Below are 23,259 nucleotides of genomic sequence, written 5' to 3'. Positions count from 1 at the left end.
TCCCCCGCCTCCCGGACGGCCTTCAGGATACGTGCGGGAGTCCCCTTTCGGGTCCCTGCCCACACCCTCGGACGCGTCCACCTCACGCCTCGCACCTCACCCGGTGCGTCCCTGTTCCCTCGGACTTTCCGGCCCCGCGATCACCCGGATAGGTGAACATCTCCGCCGCCCCGACCCGGGCCGCGCCTTCCTTGCCGCCGCCGTCCTGGGCCCCGTACAAGATCCCCACCAGCAAGTTACCGCCCGGTACCACCCGGGCGAGACCGAACGGGGACTCCATGAACAAGGTCATGACCAGGAACCAGCGCCGTCCCGGCACGCGCCCGCCGGGCCGCCACGACGCACGCCGCCCCGGCGGCACTCCGCCCCGCACACCGGGCGGGGGTCTGACCCGCACGACGGGCGGCGGCCGTCCACCGGGCCCACCGAGCGGCGGAACCCCCGCACGCACGAGGCCCACCGACGGCCGCCCACCGGCCGCCCCGGGCCGCGCCACCGCCCCCGGCCGGCGCGGCACTCCCGCGCAGCCACGCACCGCACCCCGTCCGACGGCCACCGCCGCCACCACCGTCACCGCCGCCGCTCCGGTGGTAGCCGCGCAGACCGCTCCCCGACCCGCCCCGCACCCGGTCACCACCGACCTCTTCGCCGACCGTCTCCTCGCCGTCCTCAGCGGGCAGCGGCCCGTCCACTGGATGCTCCGCCACACCGCCGGCCGCGCCTACGACGAACTGGCCTGGCTCGCGCAACGCGGCCCTTTGCGCGCCCGCGGCACCCGCCCGGTTGTCCGCGACATCGGCTACTTCGAGCCCCGCCCCGGCGCCATCGAGGCCTTCGCCCGCATCAGCGCCGGCGACCAGCTCCGCGCGATGGCCTTCCGCCTGGAACAGGGCCGCGACCTGCGCTGGCGCTGCACCGCGGTGGAACTGGGCGGCCCGCGCATGCCCCGCACGGACGACAACTGAGGACACCGCCAGGAGACCGCCATCCCGGTCTCCTCCGACGGCCCTGACGTAAGCCGAAGGGCCGGACACCCTCGGGGATGCTGTTGGTTAATTCGGGCCCTCGCGTGACGTCTGCTCTCAAGACCCGGTTGTGGTCTTGGGAGCAGACGTCGTTTGGGGAGGGTGTCGATGTCGCGGCCTGAGGGCTCGGGTGAGATTCCAGCGGATACGGTGCGGGTGGCGCGGGCGGCCTTCCCGAAGGGCAGTCTGGCGATCCGGGTGCGGGACGAGTTGGGGCCGTTGTTCGGTGACGAGCAGTTCGCGGGTCTGTTCCCGGTTCGGGGGAAGCCGGCCTGGTCGCCGGGACGGCTGGCATTAGTGTTGGTGTTGCAGTTCGTGGAGGGGCTGACCGACCGGCAGGCCGCTCAGGCGGTGCGGGCCCGTATCGACTGGAAGTACGCACTCGCGCTGGAATTGGCTGACGCGGGGTTCGACTACTCGGTGCTGTCGGAGTTCCGTGACCGGCTCGTCGCAGCGGACGGAGGCCGGGAGATCCTGGACGCCGTGCTGGCAGCCGCCCGGCGGCGGGACCTGATCACCGTCCGGGGCCGCGCGCGGACCGACTCCACTCACGTGCTGTCCGCGGTGCGTGATGTGAACCAGCTGGAGCTGGTTGCGGAAACCCTGCGCTGTGCACTGAACGCCGTGGCCCTGGCCGAACCGGACTGGCTGAGCGGGCATGCCCGGCCGGAGTGGTTCAAGCACTATGCCACCCGGGCTGAGGACTCCCGCTTTCCCAAGGACCGGTCCCGGCGTGATCAGACGTATCAGCGGATCGGTGACGACGGCATGCACCTGCTTGGGATGATCTGGGCCGCCGACGCGCCACCGGGTTTGCGGCGGCTGCCGGAGGCAGAGGTGCTGCGGCAGGTGTGGGTGCAGTACTTCCACCTGGTCGACGGGGAGGTGGTCCGCCGAGGCCCAAAAGACCGGCCACCAGGTGTGATGCGCCTGGTGACCTGCTATGACCTGGAAGCCCGCACCGGCGGAAAACGTGACATCAACTGGGACGGCTACAAGGTCCACCTCACAGAGACCTGCGATGCGGACACTCCGCATCTGGTCACGAGTGTGGTGACGACTCTCGGGAGCGTCTCCGACGACCGGATGACCGCCCCGGTCCATGCCGAACTCGCCCGGCGGGATCTGCTGCCGGGCGAGCACTGGGTGGACACCGGTTATGCCAACGGCGGTGCACTGGCCGCCGCCTGCCGTGACCACGGGGTCGATCTGCGCTGAAAGCGGTGACCGTCCCACACGCCCGCGGCGATGCCGCCTTCGGCCAGAACGCGTTCACCATCGACTGGGACAACCAGCACGTGACCTGCCCCAACGGCGCCGTCAGCACCCAATGGGCCCAGCGCAGCTCTGAAGAGGGCCTGCCGACCATCCGGGTCCGGTTCTCTCCGGCCGACTGCCGGCCCTGCCCCCAGCTGACCGAGTGCGTCAACTCCCCCAAGCCCCGGCTGCGGGAGATCAACCTCAGGCCCCGCGACGAATACGAAGCACTCCAGCAGGCGCGAACGCTCCAGGCAACCGACGCCTGGAAGAACCGCTACAAGATCCGTGCCGGCATCGAAGGCACCATCTCCCAGGCCGTCCACGTCTGCGGCCTGCGCCGATCCCGCTACCGCGGCCTGGCGAAGACCAGCCTCCAGCACCAGCTCACCAGCGCCGCCGTCAACCTCATCCGCATCAACGCCTGGCTCACCCACACACCCCGAGCCCGCACCCGCACCAGCCCCCTGACAGCACTCCGCCCCGCCGCATAGCGACGGGGCGAAGCAACCAGGCCCGAATTAACCAACAGCATCCCCTCGGGTGCCCGGCCCTTCACGGCGTGCTGCTCCTCGCGGAGCGGTCGTCACTTCTTGCGGCGACGGCCGGCCTTGGCCTGCTTGCGGCGCTCGGCGCGTGTGAGCCCGTCGGACTCGGAGCGGACGGGCTCGCCGTCGGCGGTGAACTCGCCCTCGACGATGCCGCCCTCGCCGTCCACGGTCGGCGCGGAGAAGTGCAGGTCCCGACGCTGCGGCGCGTCCAGCCCCTTCGCACGGATCTCCGGACGCGCGCCCGCCTGCGCCGGCACCGCGTCCTGAACACCCTCCGCCACCGGCTGGACGTCCTCGACCGGGACCTCCTCGACCTGCTGCTCGACCTGGACCTCCAGGTTGAACAGGTAGCCGACGGACTCCTCCTTGATGCCGTCCATCATGGCCTGGAACATGTCGAAGCCCTCGCGCTGGTACTCGACCAGCGGGTCCTTCTGCGCCATCGCGCGCAGGCCGATGCCCTCCTGGAGGTAGTCCATCTCGTAGAGGTGCTCGCGCCACTTGCGGTCCAGGACCGACAGCACGACCCGGCGCTCCAGCTCACGCATGATCTCGGAGCCGAGCTGCGCCTCGCGCGCCGCGTACTGCTCGCGGATGTCGTCCTTGATGGACTCGGCGATGAACTCGGCCGTCAGACCCGCGCGGTCGCCGGCCGCCTCCTCCAGCTCCTCGATGGTGACCTTGCACGGGTAGAGCTGCTTGAAGGCGCCCCACAGCCGGTCGAGGTCCCAGTCCTCCGGGAAGCCCTCGGCGGTCTCGGCCTGGACGTACGCGTCGATCGTGTCGTCCATGAAGTGCTGGACCTGCTCGTGCAGGTCCTCGCCCTCCAGGACGCGGCGCCGCTCGCCGTAGATGACCTCGCGCTGGCGGTTGAGGACCTCGTCGTACTTCAGAACGTTCTTACGGGTCTCGAAGTTCTGCTGCTCGACCTGCGACTGGGCGGACGCGATCGCGCGCGTGACCATCTTGTTCTCGATCGGCACGTCGTCCGGGACGTTCGCCATCGACATCACGCGCTCGACCATCTGGGCCTTGAACAGCCGCATCAGGTCGTCGCCGAGCGAGAGGTAGAAGCGGGACTCGCCCGGGTCGCCCTGACGGCCGGAACGACCGCGCAGCTGGTTGTCGATACGGCGCGACTCGTGCCGCTCGGTGCCCAGCACGTAGAGGCCGCCGAGCTTTTCGACCTCCTCCTTCTCGGCCTTGACCGCCTCCTCGGCCCGCTTGAGCGCCTCGGGCAGGGCTGCGGCCCACTCCTCGATGTGCTCCTCGGGGTCGAGGCCGCGCTGGCGCAGCTCCGCCTCGGCGAGGTCCTCGGGGTTGCCGCCCAGCTTGATGTCCGTACCACGACCGGCCATGTTCGTCGCGACCGTGACGGCGCCCTTGCGGCCGGCCTGGGCGACGATCTGGGCCTCGCGCTCATGGTGCTTGGCGTTGAGCACCTCGTGCTGGATGCCGCGCTTGCTGAGCAGATGCGAGAGGTACTCGGACTTCTCGACCGAGGTGGTGCCGACCAGGATCGGCTGGCCCTTCGCGTGCTTCTCGGCGATGTCGTCGACGACCGCCTCGAACTTGGCGACCTCGGTGCGGTAGATGAGGTCCGACTGGTCCTTGCGGATCATCGGCTTGTTGGTCGGGATCGGGACCACGCCGAGCTTGTAGATCTGGTGGAACTCGGCGGCCTCGGTCATCGCCGTACCGGTCATGCCGGAGAGCTTCTTGTAGAGGCGGAAGAAGTTCTGCAGGGTGATCGTGGCGAGTGTCTGGTTCTCGTCCTTGATCTCCACCCCTTCCTTCGCCTCGATCGCCTGGTGCATGCCCTCGTTGTAGCGGCGGCCGGCGAGGATGCGGCCGGTGTGCTCGTCGACGATCATGACCTCGCCGTCGATGACGACGTAGTCCTTGTCCTTCTTGAAGAGCTCCTTGGCCTTGATGGCGTTGTTCAGGTAGCCCACCAGCGGGGTGTTCACCGACTCGTAGAGGTTGTCGATGCCCAGCCAGTCCTCGACCTTGCTGACACCGGACTCGTGGATAGCGACCGTCCGCTTCTTCTCGTCGACGTCGTAGTCGCCGGTCTCCTCGATGCCCTTCAGCGGGTTGCCCGCCTCGCCGCGCTTGAGGCGCGTCACGAGCTTGGCGAAGTCGCCGTACCACTTGGTGGCCTGGTCGGCCGGGCCGGAGATGATCAGCGGCGTACGGGCCTCGTCGATGAGGATGGAGTCGACCTCGTCGACGATGGCGAAGTTGTGCCCGCGCTGGACGAGTTCCTCCTTCGACCACGCCATGTTGTCGCGCAGGTAGTCGAAGCCGAACTCGTTGTTCGTGCCGTAGGTGATGTCGCAGGCGTACTGTTCGCGGCGCTGGGCCGGCGTCTGGTTGGCGAGGATGCAGCCCACGGACAGGCCGAGGAACCTGTGGACACGGCCCATCATCTCGGAGTCGCGCTCGGCCAGGTAGTCGTTGACCGTGACGATGTGGACTCCGTCACCCGAGAGGGCGTTGAGATACGCGGGCAGGGTGCCGACCAGGGTCTTGCCCTCGCCGGTCTTCATCTCGGCGACGTAGCCAATGTGCAGGGCGGCGCCGCCCATCAGCTGGACGTCGTAGTGCCGCTGTCCGAGGACACGCTTGGCCGCCTCGCGCACGGTGGCGAACGCCTCGGGCAGCAGGTCGTCCAGGCTCTCGCCGTCGGCGTACCGCTGCTTGTACTCATCGGTGAGGGCCCGCAGCTCGGCGTCGGAGAGGTCGACGAAGTCCTCTTCGATGGAGTTGACCTGGTCCGCGATGCGGTGCAGCTTGCGCAGGATCTTGCCTTCGCCTGCACGCATGATCTTCGAGAGGACGGACACGGGGGTTGGTCTCCTTGCCGGTCGGGCCTGGGACGGTCAGTTTTCCATTTTCGTGACTGAGCAACGGCCATCGTATGCGAGGACCCGGCCAAGCCGGGAGGGCCTGCCGAGACGGCGGGCTTCCACTGCTTTGCGTCGCCTTCAATGAGGACAACGGCCGGGCGTCGCGGATGGTGCCGCGTCCCCCCAACGAATTGCGCGAATTGTGATCGCTCGCTCACGCAGGGCAAAAAGATGGCGCCTTCTGGGAACCCCCGAGCAGAATCAGCCGATGGAACCCGTCACGCTGACCACCGACCGCCTCCTGCTGCGCACCGTGGGCCCCCAGGACACCGACGCCGTGTACGCCGCTGCGCAGGACCCCGACATCCAGCGCTGGACCCCGATCCCCTCCCCCTATCTGCCGGAGCACGCGCAGAGTTTCACGGAGCAGATGGTCCCCGAGGGCTGGGCGAACGGCTCGATGCTCACCTTCGGCGTGTTCCTCCCCGAAGGGGACCTGGTGGGCATGCTCGGTCTCACGATGCGCTCCCTGGGCGAGGCCGAGGTCGGCTTCTGGGCCACTAAGGAACACCGGGGCAATGGCTACATCACCGAGGCCGCCCTCGCCGCCTCCCGCTGGGCCTTCACCCACCTGTGCGTCGACCGCGTGGAATGGCGCGCGGAGGCCGGTAACAAGGCCTCCCGCGCGGTGGCGGAACGCGCCGGTTTCAGGATGGAGGGCACACTGCGCTCCGCGATCAACAACAAGGGCGTACGCCGTGACTGCTGGGTGGGCTCTCTGCTGCCGTCGGACTTGGGCCTGCCGTCGACGGCACCGTACTTGCCGACACGTTCATGACTTGCCTACACGTTGATGAGAACGGTCGCCCCTGCGGGTTCATGACACCTCCCGCCGCGCCGCCGCGGCAGTCTCCCCTCCGTGCCTTGACGGCCTGGAGCACCCCCAGGGGCGGCACGGATGGGCGCCGACGGAGTACCCCCTCGACGAGCTTGGGGACCGCGCAAGCAGGGGCGGCGGCCCCCCGCAAGCGCCGGCCTGCGCGGCCCACGTGCCCCAGCACCCACACCGGGCACTCCATCACCAACCCGCAGCTCACCCCGCGTTGTCAGTCCCACCCCTTATCGTGCGCCCCATGACAACCCACCCGCGCCCCGCCATCGACCTCTCGGCAGACGACGCCCGCCGCATCGCCCTCCGGGCACAAGGCTTCCTCGGCGCCCCCGCCCGCCGCGCAGGCGTCCGCGGCGTCCTCCGCCACCTCGGCGCGGTCCAGCTCGACACCATCTCGGTCCTCGCCCGCACCCACGAACTCGTCCCCTACGCCCGCCTCGGCGCCGTCGGCCGCAAAACGGTCGAGAACGCCTACTGGAAGGGCACGCACGCCTTCGAGTACTGGTCGCACGCCGCCTGCATCCTCCCCATCGAGGAGTGGCCCCACTTCGCCTTCCGCCGCCGCGCCTACCGCAACCGCCCGCACTGGAACCACGAACTCCCCGACGGCGCCTACGACCAGGTCATCAAGCAGCTCCGCACCGAAGGCCCGCTCACGGCCACGGAGTTGGGCGGCGCCAAGAGGACCAGCGAGTGGTGGGACTGGTCCGGCTCCAAGGTCGCCGTGGAACGCGCCCTGATGTACGGCGAGGTGGTCTGCGTCGAGCGCCGCGGCTGGAAGCGGGTGTACGACCTCGCCGAGCGCGCGGTGCCGGAGGAACTGCTGCACGACGAGCTGGACGACACCGAGTGCCTGCGCCGCCTGGTCCGCCTCGCCGGCCAGTCCCTGGGCGTCGGCACACGCGCGGACATCGCCGACTACCACCGCCTCAAGGGCGAGCAGGTCGACGCGGTGATAGCGGACTCGGGCCTGGTTCCGGTCACGGTCGAGGGCTGGGGCAGGCCCGCCTGGGCGGACCCGGAGGCGCTGGAGACACCCCCGCGCGGCCGTCACCGCACCACTCTTTTGTCCCCCTTCGACTCCCTGATCTGGGAACGGGCCCGCACCGAGCGGATCTTCGGCTTCACCCACCGCCTGGAGGCCTACGTCCCCAAGCCGAAGCGGGTGTACGGCTACTTCGCGATGCCGGTGCTCGCCGGTAGCCGCCTCGTCGGCCGCGTGGACCCCGCCCGCGAGGGCCGCACCCTCGTGGCCAAGCAGGTCACCCTAAACGACGCCAAGGCCGTACCGGCCGTCGCGCAGGCGCTCATCGAGGCGGCGAGCTGGGTGGACTGCACGAACGTACGCGCCGAACGTGTGGACGCCCCCGACCTCCGCGAGCCCCTCGTCCGAGAGCTCGCCCGCGCCCTCGCGTAGCCCGGGAGGCCCGAAGCCCCGGGGCGGCTACCGGATCTCGAGGATCTTCTCCCGCATCGCGTACACCACCGCCTCCATCCTGGAGTGCAGCTGCAGCTTCTCCAGGATGTTGCGGACATGGTTCTTCACGGTGTTCTCGGAGATGAACAACTCCTTGGCAATGTCCCGGTTGTTCATCCCGGTGGCGACGAGTTTGAGGACCTCCAGCTCACGGTCGGTCAGCCGAGGCGCGGGGACGAGTCGGCGCTCGTCGGTGCGCTGGATCATCGACTTGAACTCGGTGAGCAGCTTCGACGCCATGGAGGGGCTGATCTGCGACTGGCCGTCGGCCACCGCGCGGATGGCGGTGGCCACCTCGTCCGTGGAGATCTCCTTGAGGAGGTAGCCGGTCGCGCCCGCCTTGATGGCGTCGTAGAGGTCGGCCTCCTCGTCGCTGATCGTCAGCATGATGATCTTGGCGCTGGGGGCCACCTCCTTGATGGAGGTGCACGCCTCGATCCCGCCCCGCTTCGGCATCCGTACGTCCATCAGCACGATGTCGGGCAGCAGATCGGCGGCCTTGTCGACAGCCTCGGCGCCGTCGCCCGCCTCGCCGACCACCTGGATGTCCTCCTCGGCGGCCAGCACGATCTCCAGGCCGCGGCGGAAGAGGGCGTGGTCGTCCACGACAAGGACTCTGATCGGCTCCTTGCGTGGAGTGCCCGCGTCCGGGCCCATGCCGACGACACCGCCGTCGGCATCCCCGTCCTGCAGCGGTCCGAAGCTGTCCGCCATCGTTCCTCCCCCTGAAGGCTGTGGCCTGGTGTCCGGTGCCATCGCCAACCCAAGGCAACGGCCCATCGGTTGAGCCGTTGCGGCCATGATTTCATGCCCGGACGACACTGCGGTGACAGAGCAGTGCGCGAAGGGGGCGCACACCGGTGCCCCTGGGGGCGCACACGCGCACCAGGGGCACCGCTCAGCTGTCAGCCGGGTGGGTCAGCCGCCGAGTGTGCCGCCCGCCTCGGGAGAGTGCGACTGAGTGACCATCGTGTCCGTCCTCAGGTGGATCACGCCGTAGTCGTAGGCGTGTCGCCGGTAGACGACGCTCGGTTCCTTCGTCTCGGAGTCGACGAACAGATAGAAGTCGTGCCCGACCAGCTCCATCTCGTAGAGGGCCTGGTCCAGGGTCATCGGGGAAGCGACGTGGGTCTTCTCGCGGACGACGAGGGGTCCGTCACCCTGCACCTCCAGCGAGCCGATCTTCTTGGTGGGCACTTCGCCCGGTTCTTCTTCCGAAACGGTGCGGCCGTTCCCGTTCAGAGTCGCCGCGCCCGGGACGTGGTCGGGGACCTCGGCAGCCGAGATTCGGCGCGCGCCGCGGCGCGAGAAACGCTTGTCGTGCTGCTTGCGCAGCCGGGCATCCAGCTTCTCCGCCGCCAGGTCGAGTGCAGCGTACGGATCGCTGGCCGCGGCCTCCGCCCGGATCACCGGACCGCGGGAGCGGAGCGTGATCTCCACTCGGTCACAACGGTCGGCCTGTCGGGGGTTGGGCTCCTTGGACACCTCGACGTCGAGGCTGATCACCTTGCCATCGAGCTTCTGGATCTTCTCCAGCTTCAGCTTCTCGGCCACGTGCTTGCGGAACCGCTCGGGCACCTCGGTCTTGCGGCCCTTGACGACGATGTCCACGCAGAACTCCGTTTCCCGGATCGCTCCGCTCAGCGGCGGAGCATCTCCCTTGTGCATCCGGTTCCGGTCAGCCCCGGAACCTCGGACTCGGTGACGTCCACCTCCTCCTCCCCCGTGGGCAAGATCTCCACCCCGCCGTGCGGGTGATTGCGGAAAACCCGCGACACGGCATTCGGATATGCCAGGGATGGCCTGCGACTTTCCCTTCACAACCGAAGATATCTCGCCCGTGCGGATGACGTCACCCTCTACTGCGGCGTACCTCCGTTCAGGCGAATTGACCCTCTCATTACCTGCAACGACGCAAGTTCGCAGTCAGTTCCGGTTTATTTCGAAGGAATCCGGTGACGCCGCGACCACAGCCGCGCAGACCACGTCGCCGGTGCCGTACGCATCCGCCATTTCCGGTGCGTCATACACCGAGTTCCTCTCCTTCTGCCTTGATCCAGCGTTCCTTTCCCCCATCCCTTCCCGAGGCGCCGCCGCGTACACAGCCGTCCTCACGGCCCGCGCCGCGTCCGTGAGGGAGGCGCCGGTCGTCATCAGATCGTCGACGAGCACGACCGCACCGCCGAGCAGCAGTCGCTCACCACCGGCGGCCACCTCCAGCGCACCGGCGAGATTGTCCAGCCGCTGCCGGGAGTTCAGCCCCGACTGGTCGGCCACGGCACGCCGCTGCCGCAGCACTGCGACCACCCGGGTCGGCGTCCCCGACCGCCGCAGCCCACCCGCTGCCGCGAGCGCGATCCGCCGCGCCGGATCATGCCCCCGAGCCCGGACGGCCCGCCGCGCGGACGGCACGGGAACGAGCAGCACAGGTCCACCGGCCGACCGCGCCACCGCGTCACCGGGACCGGACGGCCCGTACCGCAGCCCGGAACGCAGGCCCGCCCGCACGGCGCCCGCCAGAGCCGCGCCCAGTGGGCCCGCGAGGGCCAGTGCGCCCCGTTCCTTGTGGGCGAGGAGGATCGCCCTCACCTCATCCGCGTATGGCGCCGCCGCGTGCACGGCCGGCAGGCCGGGCGGCTCCGGCACCGGTCGCACCCGGCGCGATGCGGATCCGCTCAGGGCGGCACGGCACTCCGGGCAGAGCACCGTGCGAGGTCTACCGCAGCCTCCGCACTCGGCCGGCAGCACCAGGTCGGTGAGGTCCTGCCACCACCCGCGCATGCCTTCCACTGTGCCAACGCTGACCCATCCCGGCCACCCCTGTGGACAACGCCCTGTGGACAACTCCGCCCGCGGTCACCAGGCTTTCCCCCACACGGGTCAGCCCCAGGCCACGGGCTCTCGGAGGCGCCGCATCCGGGGCTGGAGCAGACGACGGCACCTCACCCGGACCCGCGAAGACCCTCACCCCGGATAAACCGGCGCCGACCCGTCCTTGACCACCTTCTGCCACTGCGCCCCGGACGGCAGCCGAACGATCCCGTCCTCCGCCGAGTACGCCACCAGCGGCAGCCGGTCGTCCTCGGACGCGGCGATCGACTTCACCCCCGTCACCGCGGCGGGCGCCGGACCCTCCGGCGTGGAGCCGTCGACCTGGACGTACAGCATCGTCTGCACGCCCCCCTGCTCGCGCCCGGCCACCACGAGCCGGCTGTCGCCGGCCCACGACATGGCCGTGACGTCCTCCAGCTCCGGCGCGGCGGAACGCAGTTCGAGGACCGACACCACCGGCCGCTCCCCGCTCTTCTCCTCGCGCTCGATCCGTCCGATGAGCAGGGACCGCTTGCCGTCCTTTTCCACGACGAGCGCGATCCGCACCCCGTCGGCGGCCACCCGCACCGCGTTGATGCGCCCGTTCAGCCCGGGGATCTTCACGTCGAGGGGCTGGCCAGCCCCTTGTTCCAGCACCAGCAGCCGCGGGTGGGCGGGGTCGCGGTCGGCCACCCACAGGTCACCGTGCGCGTCCCAGCTGGGCGTGGTCAGCCGGTCGTTCTCGGTCTTGCCCCGGCTGCGCAGCACGGGCTCCCCGAGCGAACCGCCCGACACCAGCGACCCGACGTACAGCGACTTCCCGTCGAAGCCGACCCCGGCCGCGGTGCGCTCGTCCCACGACACCGCCGCCGACCGCAGCTGCTGGGCGCCCTCGCCGAACGCGCCCGGCACCGGGGCGGCGCTCGTGCCCGCGCTGCCGCCCGCGATCCGCACCAGCCGGCGTTTGTCGTCGACGAAGTACAGGTACTCGGGGCGCTTCACCGAGCCGCGCGAGGCGACGGCCTCGGCCCGGTCCTCGCCGAGCGTGCACAGCGACGTCCCGTCGGCGCGCTGCACCGCGACCGTGTCCACGGTGGGAGTCAGGTTCTGTAGGGTGAACAGCAGCTGCGTCGCCATCTCGTAGCACTTCTCGCGCCCGACCCGGGACGCCTTCTCGTTCAGCGGGACCGTCAGCTTGTTCTGGTCGTCGGGCGTCAGCGAGGTGACGCCCTTCTTCAGCGCCGTACCGGTCGGGAAGCTGGACCGGACCACGGGCCCGAGCCAGCGCGTGGGCCCGTTGAGGAGGGAGCGCACCATCTGCGTCATCGCGTCCACGCGTCGGCGCACGTAGACGGGATCGGCTACGGCGGTCGGCTGTGTGCCGGACCCGGCCTTGGTGTTCGAGGCGAAGTAGTACTTGTTGACGGACATGTAGTTGCGCTGGAAGTCCGACTGGCCCATGACGACGCCCTGCGGCAGCCCGTCGATGCGCCACTGCCCGGTCTTCCGGTCCCGTGTGAGGTGGACGGGCTGGCTGTAGGGGCCGCTGAGGGGCGTGTACGACTGCTGCGCGTCCACCCGGGCGACCCTGCTGCCGGTCAGCGTGAACGCGTAGTCGTCGGTGTCGTCGCGTCCCCCCGTGTGATCGGCCTGGACGTCCGGCCCGTTGGCGAGCACCGTCGTGGACAGCTCCGGCTTCCACCGTTGCGAGGCCGCGGCCGTCAGATACTGGCGCGCCGTCGCATAGTGCGGATCGTCGCTGGTCAGCGCCTCCAGGAAACCCTGCACGATCTCCGACGGCGGGGCGTCGTCCCGGGGCGGCATGGCGAACACGCGCACCTGGGTGTCCTGGCGCGGGGTGGACTCGACGTCCTGCAGGTCCCCGCTGTCGGGCATCGAGGCGCATCCCGCCAGCAGTACGACCCCGCAGGCGGCGTACGCCACCGCGCGCACCGGCCGCCGCCGCGCGCCCCCCTCGCGGTCAACGCCCACGGAATGCCTCCCCTTGTTTCCTCGCATCCTCCGGCCCGGCTCCCTCCAAGCGCGTACGGCTCGCGCCCTCGTTCCCCGCCGTGTCCGCGGCGGGCGTGGCGTCCAGTCGCCGTGCGCCCGAGGCGGGCCGGGGCACCACGCGTGCGCCGTTGCCGGGCAGCGCCGTCGGGTCGGCCGTGGGGGTCACCGTGGCCGGCCGGGGTGCTATCGGGTCGCGCGGCGGGATCGTCGCCTGGTCGCCGGCCGACTGCACGGGCACGGTCGCGCGCTTGTCGCCGCCGCGCGGCAGACCGGCGTCGTCGAGTCCACGGTTGCGCCGCGAGTCCTTGGGCTCGAGCGGTATCGGCGAGCCCCGCAGCGGCTCGTCCGCGGTCCTGGGCAGCGTCAGCCGGAACTGCGAGCCGCCGCCCGGCTCGCCCCACGCCTGCAGCCAGCCGCCGTGCAGCCGTGCGTCCTCCAGGGCGATGGACAGACCCAGGCCCGTACCGCCGGTGGTACGCGCGCGTGCCGGGTCGGCCCGCCAGAAGCGGTTGAAGACGCGGGTCGCCTCGCCCGGCTTGAGCCCGACGCCGTAGTCGCGCACCGCGATCGCGACCGCGCCGCCGGCCGCGGCGAGCTTGACGATGACGTCCTTGCCCTCGCCGTGCTCCACGGCGTTGACGACGAGGTTGCGCAGGATGCGCTCCACACGTCGCGCATCGGCCTCCGCCACGATGGGCTGCTGGTCGCCGACGACCCGTATCCGGGTCCCCTTGCGCTCGGCGAGCGGCTCGGCGCCGCTGACGACCCGGCGGACGACCTCCCGCAGGTCGATCGGCTCGGCCTCCAGCGCCGCCGCGCCCGCGTCGAAGCGGCTGATCTCCAGCAGGTCGGCGAGCAGTGACTCGAACCGGTCGAGCTGGTCGGCGAGCAGCTCCGCCGAGCGCGCGGTCACCGGGTCGAAATCCTCGCGCGCCTCGTGGATGACGTCGGCGGCCATCCGCACGGTCGTCAGCGGCGTCCGCAGCTCGTGCGAGACGTCGGAGACGAACCGGCGCTGCATCCGCGACAGGTCCTCCAGCTGCTGGATCTTCACCTGGAGGTTCTGCGCCATCTTGTTGAAGGCCTCGCCGAGCCGCGCGATGTCGTCCTCGCCGGTGACCTTCATCCGCTCCTGCAGCCGCCCGGCCGAGAGCCTCTCGGCGATCCCGGCGGCCATCCGCACGGGCGTGACGACCTGCCGCACCACGAGCCAGGCGATGGCCCCGAGGAGTACGACGACGAAGAGGCCGGCCGTCGCGAGGGTGCCCTTGACCAGGCTCAGCGACTTCTCCTCCTGGGTGAGCGGGAAGAGGTAGTACAGCTGATACGGGTCGCCGTTGGGGTCGTTGACCTGCTTGCCGATGACGAGGGCGGGCTGCGACTCCTTGTCGCCGTCCTTGTAGACGATGCGGGTGTAGCTCTGCGCGGCGACCATGCTGCCGTTGATCCGCGCACGCAGGTCCTCGGGCACGCTCGCCGTCGGGTCCACGCCGCCGGAGGCGCGCGGACCGCGCCCGCCGCCGCTGTCGTCGCCCGCGGGGAGCGTGACGACGTCGAAGGCGCCCTGGCCACCGCTGGACAGCGACGACACGAGGTCGCTCATCCACTGGATGACGTTCTGGGAGGAGTGGCCGTCCGCGGGGGTGCCGTCGTCGCCGGTGCCGCTCGCCGCCTCGTCGGCCTTCTGCTTGGCCACGGCGAACCCGCCGGTGGCCTGGCTCTGCGACGCCCTGACCTTGGCGTCCAGCAGCCCGTTACGCACCTGGCCGATGACGACGAAGCCCAGCAGCAGGACCACGCCCAGTGACATCAGCAGTGTGGTCGCGACGACCTTGAGCTGGATGTTGCGCCGCCACAGCCGCATCACGGGCAGCAGCGGCCGGCGCACCCAGCGCATGAAGAGGCGGAGCACCGGGCTGCCCTGGACTCCGCCGTGCAGCAGCCCGCCCTCCAGGAGACGCCCCCAGCGGGAACCTGCGGTCTTCCGGCCGACAGGCCGCCCCGCGCGGGCCCCGGTCCGCCCGGGCGCCGAAGCAGCACTGTCCCCGGACATGTCAGCTCGGCCCGGCCTTGTAACCGACGCCACGGACGGTCACCACGATCTCCGGCTTCTCCGGGTCCTTCTCGACCTTGGAGCGCAGCCGCTGGACGTGCACGTTGACCAGGCGGGTGTCGGCCGCGTGGCGATAACCCCAGACCTGCTCGAGGAGCACCTCGCGCGTGAACACCTGCCACGGCTTGCGGGCGAGGGCGACCAGAAGGTCGAACTCCAGCGGCGTCAGCGCGATCGACTGCCCGTCGCGCTTCACAGAGTGACCCGCCACGTCGATGACGAGGTCCCCGATGGTGAGCTGCTCGGGCGCGGGCTCCTCCGACCTCCGCAGCCGCGCCCGGATACGGGCGACGAGCTCCTTCGGCTTGAACGGCTTGACGATGTAGTCATCGGCGCCGGACTCCAGGCCCACGACGACGTCGACGGTGTCGCTCTTGGCCGTCAGCATCACGATCGGTACACCGGACTCCGCCCTGATCAGGCGGCACACCTCGATGCCGTCCCGGCCGGGCAGCATCAGGTCGAGCAGCACGAGGTCGGGCTTGGTCTCACGGAAAGCGGCCAGCGCCTTGTCGCCGTCGGCTACGAAAGACGGCTCGAAACCTTCACCACGCAGAACGATGCCAAGCATCTCGGCCAGTGCGGTGTCGTCGTCGACGACAAGGACTCGTCCCTTCATAAACGACATCATCCCATTCTCGTAACAGTGGCGAAGGTACAGGTGAGGCACGTCACTGGCCTGTGACGATAGTCGTATGGAGTCGCTACTGTCTGCCCTCGGTTCCGGGCCGGGATGTCGGTAAGAGACTGGGGACGTCGGTAAGGGGTAGTACGTCCGACGGCTGAACTAGCCGGTCGTCGGGTGCCGCGACCTCGCGCACAGCTCGGCGAGGGCCTTGGCGGTCACCGGCGAGACGGCGCCCTCCTCGGTGACGATCGCCGTCACCAGCTCCGGCGGGGTCACGTCGAACGCCGGGTTGTACGCCTGGGTCCCCAGAGGTGCGACCGGGATGCCGCCGCCGGCTCCCGTCACCGGGACCTGCGGGGCCATGATCTCGGTCACCTCGTACCCGGGGCGCTGCTCGACCTCGATGGACGCCCCGTCCGGGGTCTCCAGGTCCACCGTCGTCAACGGCGCCACCACGACGAACGGCACGTGGTGGTACCGCGCCAGCACCGCGAGCGGGTAGCTGCCCACCTTGTTCGCCACCGAACCGTCGGCCGCGATGCGGTCCGCACCGATCAGCACCGCGTCCACCTCACCGGCCGCGAACAGTGAACCCGCCGCGTTGTCGGTGAGCAGGGTGTACGCCATGCCGTGGCGGGCCGCCTCGTACGCCGTCAGGCGGGCGCCCTGCAGCAGCGGCCGGGTCTCGTCCACCCACAGGCGCCTGAGCCGCCCCTCGCGGTGCGCCGCGAGCGCCACCGCGAACGCCGTGCCCTCCCCGCCCGACACCAGCGACCCGGTGTTGCAGTGGGTCAGGATGCGGTGCCCTCCCGCGGGCAGCAGCTCATCCACCAGCGCCAGCCCGTGCTCGGCCATCCGCGCGCTGGCCTGGGCGTCCTCCTGGTGCAGCTGCCGCGCCGCGGCCAGCGCCGCCGGGGCGGCCTGCCGGGGGTCGCCGGTCCTGGCGAGCGCGGCCTGGTAGGCGGACTGCGCCCGGCGCACGCCGACGGACAGGTTCACCGCGGTGGGCCGGGCACCCGCCAGGCCGGTCGCGGCGTCGTCCACGTCGAAGCCCCGCGCGGCGGCGAGCGCGACGCCGTACGCCCCCGCGATACCGAGCAGCGGCGCCCCGCGCACGGCAAGCGAACGGATCGCCTCCACCAGCGCGGGCGCGTCCGTGCACACCAGCTCGACCTCCTCGGCCGGCAGCCTCGTCTGGTCGAGGACGACCAGGACCGGGCCCTCTGGCGGCTCCTCCCATCGGATCACCGGTGTCCCGGCCGGCCGGGTGTCCTCGCGGGTCTGCGCGTACTGATCAGCCATGCGGTCAGTCTGCCCCGTATCCGGCGGACAATTGAAGGTGTACAGGCCCTACCGCGGCTGGTCCGTCGAGGACCACCCCATGGCACGATGGCTGCCAACCTGCCGCCGCGACCGCGGACGGGCACCGTGAAGGAGCGACGATGAAAGACACTCCGGGCTGGGCCTCGCCCGGATCTGCCCCGTCCGACGGGCAGGAACCCGGTGCGTCCGGTCCTGCCGACGCCACCGGCCGCCCCGGCCCCGCGCAGCCCGCGGACCAGCCGGGCACGCAGCCGCAGGGCCCCGGTGCGAAGTGGTCCCAGGAGCAGCCGCCACCCGGCCAGTGGTCCGCGCCCACGGGCGCCCCGGCCCCCGGCCAGACGCCACCGCCTCCTCCCCCCGGCCCCGGCTGGGGCGGCCGGCCCCCCACCGGCCCGGGCGGCGGTCCGGCGGGCTACGGCTACGGCTACGGCGGCCCCGGCGGATACGGCGCCTGGGGCGGCGGCTGGGGCGGTCCGCCGCCCGCGGCCAAGCCCGGCGTGATCCCGCTGCGCCCGCTGGGCGTGGGCGAGATCCTCGACGGGGCGGTGTCCACCATGCGCACCTACTGGCGTACGGTCCTGGGCATCTCGCTGGTCGTCGCGGTCGTCACCGAGATCGTCGTCATCCTGCTGCAGGGCTTCGCACTCGACGACAGCGCCAGCACGCAAGTCCTCAACGACCCGAACGCCGACCCGGGCGAACTGAGCCGCGCCATGGGCGACGCCCTGCTCTCCTCCGGCCTCGTCTTCCTGGTCTCCATGGTCGGCACCGTCGTGGCCACCGCACTGCTCACGGCCGTCACCAGCCGCGCGGTGCTCGGCAAGTCGGTCACCGCCGGTGAGGCCTGGCGGGACGCCCGCCCCCAGGTGGTCAAGCTGTTCGGCCTGATCTTCCTGCTGCTGCTCATCGGCGTCGTCGTGGTCGGCGTCGGCGCGCTGCCCGGCATCATCGTGGCCCTCGCGGGAGCGCCTGCCGGGGGAGCCGCGCTCGCCATCCTGGGCAGCCTGGGCACCGGCGTGGTCGCGCTGTGGCTGGCGGTCCGCTTCTCCCTGGCGTCGCCCGCACTCATGCTGGAGAAGCAGGGCATCGTGAAGGCGATGAGCCGTTCCGCCAAGCTGGTCCGCGGCTCCTGGTGGCGGGTCTTCGGCATCCAGCTGCTGGCCGTGATCATCGCCAGCATCGTCTCGGCGATCGTTGTCATCCCCTTCACCCTTATCGCCTCCGCGTTCAGCGGCGACGGGGTCAGCGGATTCCTCAACGGCAGCGGCGGCCTCGGCTGGACGTACCTCATCGTCAGCGGCGTCGGATCGGTGATCGGCTCCATGATCACGTTCCCGATCACGGCGGGCGTCACCGTGCTCCTCTACATCGACCAGCGCATCCGCCGCGAGGCCCTCGACCTCGAACTGGCCCGCGCCGCCGGTGTCCAGGGCTACGGCTCCGGCGCCTCCACCTCGGGGAGCTGATGCGGTGAGCCTGTCGGGGGGAGTTCTCACAACACTGCCGGCGCTCACGGGCGCGGCGGAGGGGGCCGTACGGACCCTGATGCGCGCCCGCGGCGGCACGGCCGTCCTGGCGCGGCCTCGCTCCGGCGACGAACCGCCGGTGACGATCCCGCGTGATCCCGCGCGGGAGGAGGCACGGCGCGAGCTGTCCAAGCGCATGTACCACGAGAACGACCCCGGCCTGCTGCAACGCGCCCTCAACGCCTTCTGGGTCTGGCTCGACAAGCTCTTCAACTCCGCCTCGGCCGCGACACCGGGCGGAACCGTCGGCCTCGTCGTCATCATCGTGACCGTCCTCGCCGTGCTGGGCGCCCTGTGGTGGCGCCTCGGCACGCCGCGCCGCGAGCCCACCTCCTCGGCCGCCCTGCTCGACGACCGCCCCCGCAGCGCCGCCGAACACCGCGCGGCCGCCGAGGCGCACGCCGCCCAGGGCCACTGGAGCCAAGCCGTCCAGGAACGGATGCGCGCCATCGTCCGCTCCCTGGAGGAACGCGCCCTCCTCGACGTCCGTCCCGGCCGCACCGCCGACGAAGCGGCCGCCGAGGCCTGCCGCGCCCTGCCCGCCCACACGGACCGGCTGCGCGCCGCCGCACGGGACTTCGACGACGTCATATACGGCGGGCGCAGGGCGACCGAGCGGTCGTACCACCGCATCGCCGATCTCGACCGCGAACTGGAGCGCACCAGGCCGCAACTCGCAAGCAGCAGCCAGAGCACGGCCCCGAACACCCGCCAGGGAGCCGCCGGATGACCACCGAGGCCACGCTCCCGCCCACCTCGGCCTCGCCCACCGCCCGCCAGGTGTGGACCCGCGCGCGGGGTGTCCTGCTCGCCCTCGTGCTCCTCCTGGCGGCGGCCGTGGCGATCGCCGTGCTCCGCTCGGGCGCCCAGCACGGCCGTCTCGACCCGCGCTCCGCCGACCCCTACGGCAGCCACGCCGTCGCCGCACTCCTCGCCGACCACGGCGTGTCCACGCGTGTAGTCACCACCCTGGACGAGGCGCGCACCGCAGCCGGGCCCGGCACCACCCTGCTGGTCACCGTCCCCGACCTGCTGACGGATCATCAACAGTCCCAGCTGCACGCGGCGACCGCCGCCTCCGGCGGACGCACCGTCCTCATCGCCCCCGACACCCCGTCCGTCGGCAGGCTGGCCCCCGGCGTCACCGCCGACCCCGCACTCAGCTTCGGAACGACGCTCTCCCCAGGCTGCTCGCTCCCGGCCGCCCGGCGCGCAGGCGCTGCGGACACCGGCGGTATCCGCTACTCCACCACCGCCCGCGACGCCGACTCCTGCTACCCCAGCGACGGCCTGCCCACCCTGCTGCGCCTCCCGCAGAGTCGTGGCGGCGGCGACACCGTCGTCCTGGGCGCGCCCGACGTTCTCTACAACGCCCGTCTCGACAAGCAGGGCAATGCCTCGCTCGCCCTCCAACTCCTCGGCTCCCGCCCCCATCTGGTCTGGTACCTCCCCTCGCTCTCCGACGACTCGGCCCCCGACACGGGCAACCGCAGCTTCTTCGACCTGCTCCCCTCGGGCTGGCTGTGGGGCACCCTGCAGCTCTTCATCGCCGCGGCCCTGGCCGCCCTGTGGCGGGCACGCCGGCTCGGCCCCCTGGTGCCCGAAAAACTCCCCGTCGCGATCCGCGCCTCCGAAACCGTCGAAGGCCGCGCCCGCCTCTACCGCAAAGCCACCGCCCGCGACCGCGCGGCCGCCGCTCTTCGCTCCACCACACGCACCCGCCTCGCCCCCCTCGTAGGCGTCCCCGTCGCCCAGGCGCACACGCCCGAGGCCCTGCTCCCCGCGCTGTCCGCCCACCTCCACGGCGACGGACCGTCCCTGGACTCCCTCCTCTTCGGCCCGCCGCCCGGCGACGACGCGGCCCTCGTCTCCCTCGCCGACCAACTCGACGCCCTCGAAAGAGAGGTACGCCGTTCATGATGGACCCGACCACTGACAACGCCGGGCACGCCGGGGATCCGGGCAGCGCCCGGTCCTCCCTGGAGGCCCTGCGCGCCGAGATCGCCAAGGCCGTGGTCGGCCAGGATCCCGCCGTGACCGGCCTCGTCGTCGCCCTGCTGTGCCGCGGACACGTCCTCCTCGAAGGAGTCCCGGGAGTCGCCAAGACGCTGCTCGTCCGCACCCTGGCAGCCGCACTCGAACTCGACACCAAGCGTGTCCAGTTCACCCCCGACCTCATGCCGAGCGACGTGACCGGCTCGCTGGTCTACGACGCCCGCACCGCGGAGTTCTCCTTCCAGCCCGGCCCGGTCTTCACCAACCTCCTCCTCGCCGACGAGATCAACCGCACCCCTCCGAAGACCCAGTCGTCGCTGCTGGAGGCCATGGAGGAGCGCCAGGTCACGGTCGACGGCACCCCGCGCCTGCTCCCCGAACCCTTCCTGGTCGTCGCCACCCAGAACCCGGTCGAGTACGAGGGCACCTACCCCCTCCCCGAGGCCCAACTGGACCGTTTCCTACTGAAACTGACGATCCCTCTGCCCTCCCGCCAGGACGAGATCGACGTCCTCACCCGGCACGCCGCGGGCTTCAACCCGCGCGACCTGCGCGCCGCCGGCGTACGCCCCGTGGCGAGCCCCGCCGACCTGGAAGCGGCCCGCGCCTCGATCGCCAAGACGACGGTCTCCCCCGAGATCATGGCCTACGTGGTGGACATCTGCCGGGCGACCCGGGAATCGCCGTCCCTCACCCTCGGCGTCTCCCCGCGCGGGGCCACGGCCCTGCTGTCGACATCCCGCGCGTGGGCCTGGCTCACGGGCCGCGACTACGTCATTCCCGACGACGTGAAGGCACTGGCCCTGCCCACCCTCCGTCACCGCGTACAGCTCCGCCCGGAGGCAGAGATGGAAGGCGTGACCGCCGACTCGGTGATCAACGCGATCCTCGCCCACGTCCCCGTCCCCCGCTGATGGCACTCACCGGACGCGCCGCGCTCCTCGCGGCACTGGGCTCCCTCCCCGTCGGCATCTGGGACCCCGGTTGGACGGGCATCCTCGCCGTGAACGCACCCCTGGCAGTGGCCTGCGCCTGCGACTTCGCCCTCGCCGCGCCGGTACGCCGCCTCGGTCTGACCCGCTCCGGCGACACCTCCGTACGCCTGGGCGAGACCGCCGACGTGACCCTCACGGTCACCAACCCGTCCCGCCGCCCGCTGCGCGCGCAGCTCCGCGACGCCTGGCCCCCGAGCAGCTGGCAGCCCGGCACGGAAGCAGCGGCATCCCGCCACCGCCTCGCCGCGCCGGTACGCCGCCTCGGTCTGACCCGCTCCGGCGACACCTCCGTACGCCTGGGCGAGACCGCCGACGTGACCCTCACGGTCACCAACCCGTCCCGCCGCCCGCTGCGCGCGCAGCTCCGCGACGCCTGGCCCCCGAGCAGCTGGCAGCCCGGCACGGAAGCAGCGGCATCCCGCCACCGCCTCACCGTGCCGGTCGGCGAACGCCGCCGCGTCACGACCCGCCTGCGCCCCACCCGCCGCGGGGACCGCCAGGCGGACCGCGTGACGATCCGCTCCTACGGCCCCCTCGGGCTCTTCTCCCGCCAGGGCACCCACAAGGTCCCCTGGACCGTGCGCGTGCTGCCCCCGTTCACCAGCCGCAAGCATCTCCCCTCGAAGCTCGCCCGGCTACGGGAACTCGACGGCCGCACCAGCGTGCTGACGCGCGGCGAGGGCACGGAATTCGACAGCCTGCGCGAGTACGTCCCCGGTGACGACACCCGCTCCATCGACTGGCGTGCCACGGCCCGCCAGTCCACGGTCGCCGTACGCACCTGGCGTCCCGAACGCGACCGCCACATCCTCGTCGTCCTCGACACCGGCCGCACCTCCGCAGGCCGCGTGGGCGACGCACCGCGCCTGGACGCCTCCATGGACGCGGCCCTCCTCCTTGCGGCCCTCGCCTCCCGCGCCGGCGACCGCGTCGACCTGCTCGCCTACGACCGCCGGGTCCGCGCCCTCGTCCAGGGCCGCGCGGCAGGCGACGTCCTCCCCTCTCTGGTCAACGCAATGGCAACACTGGAACCGGAGCTCCTCGAGACGGACGCCCGAGGCCTTACGGCCACGGCACTCCGCACGGCCCCGCGCCGATCCTTGATCGTGCTGCTGACCAGCCTGGACGCGGCGCCCGTCGAAGAGGGCCTGATGCCCGTGCTCCCTCAGCTCACCCAGCGCCACACGGTTCTTGTGGCCTCGGTGGCGGATCCGCACATCGCACAGATGGCCACCGCCCGCGGAAACGTCGAGGCCGTGTACGAGGCTGCCGCAGCAGCCCAGTCGCAGGCCGAACGCCATCGCACTGCGGGGCAACTCCGCCGGCACGGCGTCACGGTCGTCGACGCGACGCCGGACGATCTGGCGCCGGCGCTGGCGGACGCGTATTTGGCGCTGAAGGCGGCGGGGCGGCTCTGAATCTGCGGGCTTGCGCCGATGAGGGACGGCGTGAGCCCCTGTAAACGCAGAAAACCCCCGTGCCCAATGGCACGGGGGTTTTCTCAAGATTTGTTCGGCGGCGTCCTACTCTCCCACAGAGTCCCCCCTGCAGTACCATCGGCGCTGTAAGGCTTAGCTTCCGGGTTCGGAATGTAACCGGGCGTTTCCCTCACGCTATGACCACCGAAACACTATGAAACTCTCAACCGGACCATGCGTGACCTGCATGGGGTTGTTCGTGGTTTCAGAACCAACACAGTGGACGCGAGCATCTATGGACAAGCCCTCGGCCTATTAGTACCGGTCACCTCCACACGTTACCGTGCTTCCAGATCCGGCCTATCAACCCAGTCGTCTACTGG

The 23,259-nt window shown here is 71.1% G+C and carries 15 protein-coding genes, 2 rRNA genes and 2 pseudogenes; 9 read left to right on the top strand and 10 right to left on the bottom strand.

Features of this window, described 5'->3' with window-relative positions:
- Positions 1 to 278 precede the first annotated feature (278 nt).
- Both ABZV31_RS23795 and ABZV31_RS23790 read left to right on the top strand, forming a co-directional pair.
- Entirely contained in the window at positions 279 to 965 is a 687-nt protein-coding gene (locus tag ABZV31_RS23795; RefSeq protein WP_355897252.1) for an Rv3235 family protein, read from the top strand.
- Positions 966 to 1,127: 162 nt separating this feature from the next.
- Positions 1,128 to 2,776, top strand: a pseudogene (locus ABZV31_RS23790) (IS1182 family transposase).
- A 92-nt stretch (positions 2,777 to 2,868) separates the two neighbouring features.
- Here ABZV31_RS23790 and secA read toward each other — a convergent pair.
- The gene (gene secA / locus ABZV31_RS23785; RefSeq protein ID WP_355897249.1) at positions 2,869 to 5,682 is read right to left on the bottom strand and encodes a preprotein translocase subunit SecA; all 2,814 of its coding nucleotides are present in this window, start codon (positions 5,680 to 5,682) and stop codon (positions 2,869 to 2,871) included.
- 271 nt (positions 5,683 to 5,953) lie between these two features.
- Between secA and ABZV31_RS23780 the strand changes: the two genes are divergently transcribed.
- Positions 5,954 to 6,523, top strand: coding sequence for a GNAT family N-acetyltransferase (locus ABZV31_RS23780; RefSeq protein ID WP_355897246.1), 570 nt, complete (start codon positions 5,954 to 5,956; stop codon positions 6,521 to 6,523).
- 295 nt (positions 6,524 to 6,818) lie between these two features.
- The gene (locus ABZV31_RS23775) at positions 6,819 to 7,994 is read left to right on the top strand and encodes a crosslink repair DNA glycosylase YcaQ family protein (protein ID WP_355897244.1); all 1,176 of its coding nucleotides are present in this window, start codon (positions 6,819 to 6,821) and stop codon (positions 7,992 to 7,994) included.
- A 27-nt stretch (positions 7,995 to 8,021) separates the two neighbouring features.
- Here the strand turns inward: ABZV31_RS23775 and ABZV31_RS23770 are convergent, their stop codons facing one another.
- The 7 genes from ABZV31_RS23770 to mtnA all read right to left on the bottom strand — a co-directional run bounded on the left by ABZV31_RS23770 (position 8,022) and on the right by mtnA (position 16,921).
- Entirely contained in the window at positions 8,022 to 8,768 is a 747-nt protein-coding gene (locus tag ABZV31_RS23770) for a response regulator transcription factor (protein ID WP_355897242.1), read from the bottom strand.
- Between the two features lie 204 nt (positions 8,769 to 8,972).
- Positions 8,973 to 9,665, bottom strand: a complete 693-nt coding sequence (raiA, locus tag ABZV31_RS23765) for a ribosome-associated translation inhibitor RaiA (protein ID WP_355897240.1) — start codon at positions 9,663 to 9,665, stop codon at positions 8,973 to 8,975.
- Between the two features lie 315 nt (positions 9,666 to 9,980).
- Positions 9,981 to 10,835 (bottom strand): ComF family protein, encoded by an 855-nt coding sequence (locus tag ABZV31_RS23760; RefSeq protein ID WP_355897237.1) that lies wholly within the window; start codon positions 10,833 to 10,835, stop codon positions 9,981 to 9,983.
- A 183-nt stretch (positions 10,836 to 11,018) separates the two neighbouring features.
- Complete coding sequence (locus ABZV31_RS23755; RefSeq protein ID WP_355897234.1) at positions 11,019 to 12,857, bottom strand: LpqB family beta-propeller domain-containing protein; 1,839 nt, start codon at positions 12,855 to 12,857, stop codon at positions 11,019 to 11,021.
- Positions 12,847 to 14,931: an MtrAB system histidine kinase MtrB gene (gene mtrB, locus ABZV31_RS23750; protein WP_355897231.1), complete on the bottom strand. Its 2,085-nt coding sequence runs from the start codon at positions 14,929 to 14,931 to the stop codon at positions 12,847 to 12,849. Before mtrB ends, ABZV31_RS23755 begins: the two co-directional genes overlap by 11 nt.
- 1 nt (position 14,932) lies before the next feature.
- Complete coding sequence (mtrA, locus tag ABZV31_RS23745) at positions 14,933 to 15,622, bottom strand: two-component system response regulator MtrA (protein WP_355897228.1); 690 nt, start codon at positions 15,620 to 15,622, stop codon at positions 14,933 to 14,935.
- A gap of 156 nt (positions 15,623 to 15,778) precedes the next feature.
- Positions 15,779 to 16,921, bottom strand: coding sequence for an S-methyl-5-thioribose-1-phosphate isomerase (mtnA, locus tag ABZV31_RS23740; RefSeq protein WP_355897225.1), 1,143 nt, complete (start codon positions 16,919 to 16,921; stop codon positions 15,779 to 15,781).
- A 140-nt stretch (positions 16,922 to 17,061) separates the two neighbouring features.
- On the opposite strand from mtnA, the gene ABZV31_RS23735 reads away from it, so the two are divergent.
- From ABZV31_RS23735 to ABZV31_RS23715, 5 genes and pseudogenes are all read left to right on the top strand, one after another.
- Positions 17,062 to 18,408 carry a glycerophosphoryl diester phosphodiesterase membrane domain-containing protein gene (locus tag ABZV31_RS23735; protein ID WP_355897222.1) on the top strand — a complete coding sequence of 449 codons (1,347 nt, stop codon included), beginning with the start codon at positions 17,062 to 17,064 and terminating at the stop codon, positions 18,406 to 18,408.
- A gap of 4 nt (positions 18,409 to 18,412) precedes the next feature.
- On the top strand, positions 18,413 to 19,198 hold the full coding sequence (locus ABZV31_RS23730) for a DUF4129 domain-containing protein (RefSeq protein ID WP_355897219.1): 786 nt from the start codon (positions 18,413 to 18,415) through the stop codon (positions 19,196 to 19,198).
- Positions 19,195 to 20,388: a DUF4350 domain-containing protein gene (locus tag ABZV31_RS23725; RefSeq protein ID WP_355897216.1), complete on the top strand. Its 1,194-nt coding sequence runs from the start codon at positions 19,195 to 19,197 to the stop codon at positions 20,386 to 20,388. The genes ABZV31_RS23730 and ABZV31_RS23725 overlap by 4 nt, the downstream gene beginning before the upstream one ends.
- A complete protein-coding gene (locus tag ABZV31_RS23720; RefSeq protein WP_355897215.1) occupies positions 20,388 to 21,377 on the top strand; it encodes a MoxR family ATPase in 990 nt (329 codons plus the stop codon). Before ABZV31_RS23725 ends, ABZV31_RS23720 begins: the two co-directional genes overlap by 1 nt.
- 320 nt (positions 21,378 to 21,697) lie before the next feature.
- Positions 21,698 to 22,876: pseudogene (locus tag ABZV31_RS23715) on the top strand (DUF58 domain-containing protein); the annotation flags it as partial.
- 92 nt (positions 22,877 to 22,968) lie between these two features.
- Here ABZV31_RS23715 and rrf read toward each other — a convergent pair.
- Positions 22,969 to 23,085 (bottom strand): 5S ribosomal RNA (rrf, locus tag ABZV31_RS23710).
- Positions 23,086 to 23,171: 86 nt separating this feature from the next.
- Positions 23,172 to 23,259, bottom strand: a 23S ribosomal RNA gene (locus ABZV31_RS23705); the annotation flags it as partial.

Origin of the sequence: Streptomyces sp. NPDC005202 (assembly GCF_040608235.1) — a bacterium.
In the GTDB taxonomy this organism is placed as follows: Bacteria; Actinomycetota; Actinomycetes; order Streptomycetales; family Streptomycetaceae; genus Streptomyces.
This window is presented reverse-complemented; position numbering and strand designations above follow the sequence as displayed.

Bases quoted from the DNA above. Each gene is read 5' to 3' on its own strand.
- ABZV31_RS23795 (WP_355897252.1), top strand. From the start codon at position 279: ATGAACAAGGTCATGACCAGGAACCAGCGCCGTCCCGGCACGCGCCCG.
- ABZV31_RS23780 (WP_355897246.1), top strand. From the start codon at position 5,954: ATGGAACCCGTCACGCTGACCACCGACCGCCTCCTGCTGCGCACCGTG.
- ABZV31_RS23775 (WP_355897244.1), top strand. From the start codon at position 6,819: ATGACAACCCACCCGCGCCCCGCCATCGACCTCTCGGCAGACGACGCC.
- ABZV31_RS23770 (WP_355897242.1), bottom strand. From the start codon at position 8,768: ATGGCGGACAGCTTCGGACCGCTGCAGGACGGGGATGCCGACGGCGGT.
- ABZV31_RS23760 (WP_355897237.1), bottom strand. From the start codon at position 10,835: ATGCGCGGGTGGTGGCAGGACCTCACCGACCTGGTGCTGCCGGCCGAG.
- mtrB (WP_355897231.1), bottom strand. From the start codon at position 14,931: ATGTCCGGGGACAGTGCTGCTTCGGCGCCCGGGCGGACCGGGGCCCGC.
- mtrA (WP_355897228.1), bottom strand. From the start codon at position 15,622: ATGATGTCGTTTATGAAGGGACGAGTCCTTGTCGTCGACGACGACACC.
- mtnA (WP_355897225.1), bottom strand. From the start codon at position 16,921: ATGGCTGATCAGTACGCGCAGACCCGCGAGGACACCCGGCCGGCCGGG.
- ABZV31_RS23735 (WP_355897222.1), top strand. From the start codon at position 17,062: ATGAAAGACACTCCGGGCTGGGCCTCGCCCGGATCTGCCCCGTCCGAC.
- ABZV31_RS23725 (WP_355897216.1), top strand. From the start codon at position 19,195: ATGACCACCGAGGCCACGCTCCCGCCCACCTCGGCCTCGCCCACCGCC.
- ABZV31_RS23720 (WP_355897215.1), top strand. From the start codon at position 20,388: ATGGACCCGACCACTGACAACGCCGGGCACGCCGGGGATCCGGGCAGC.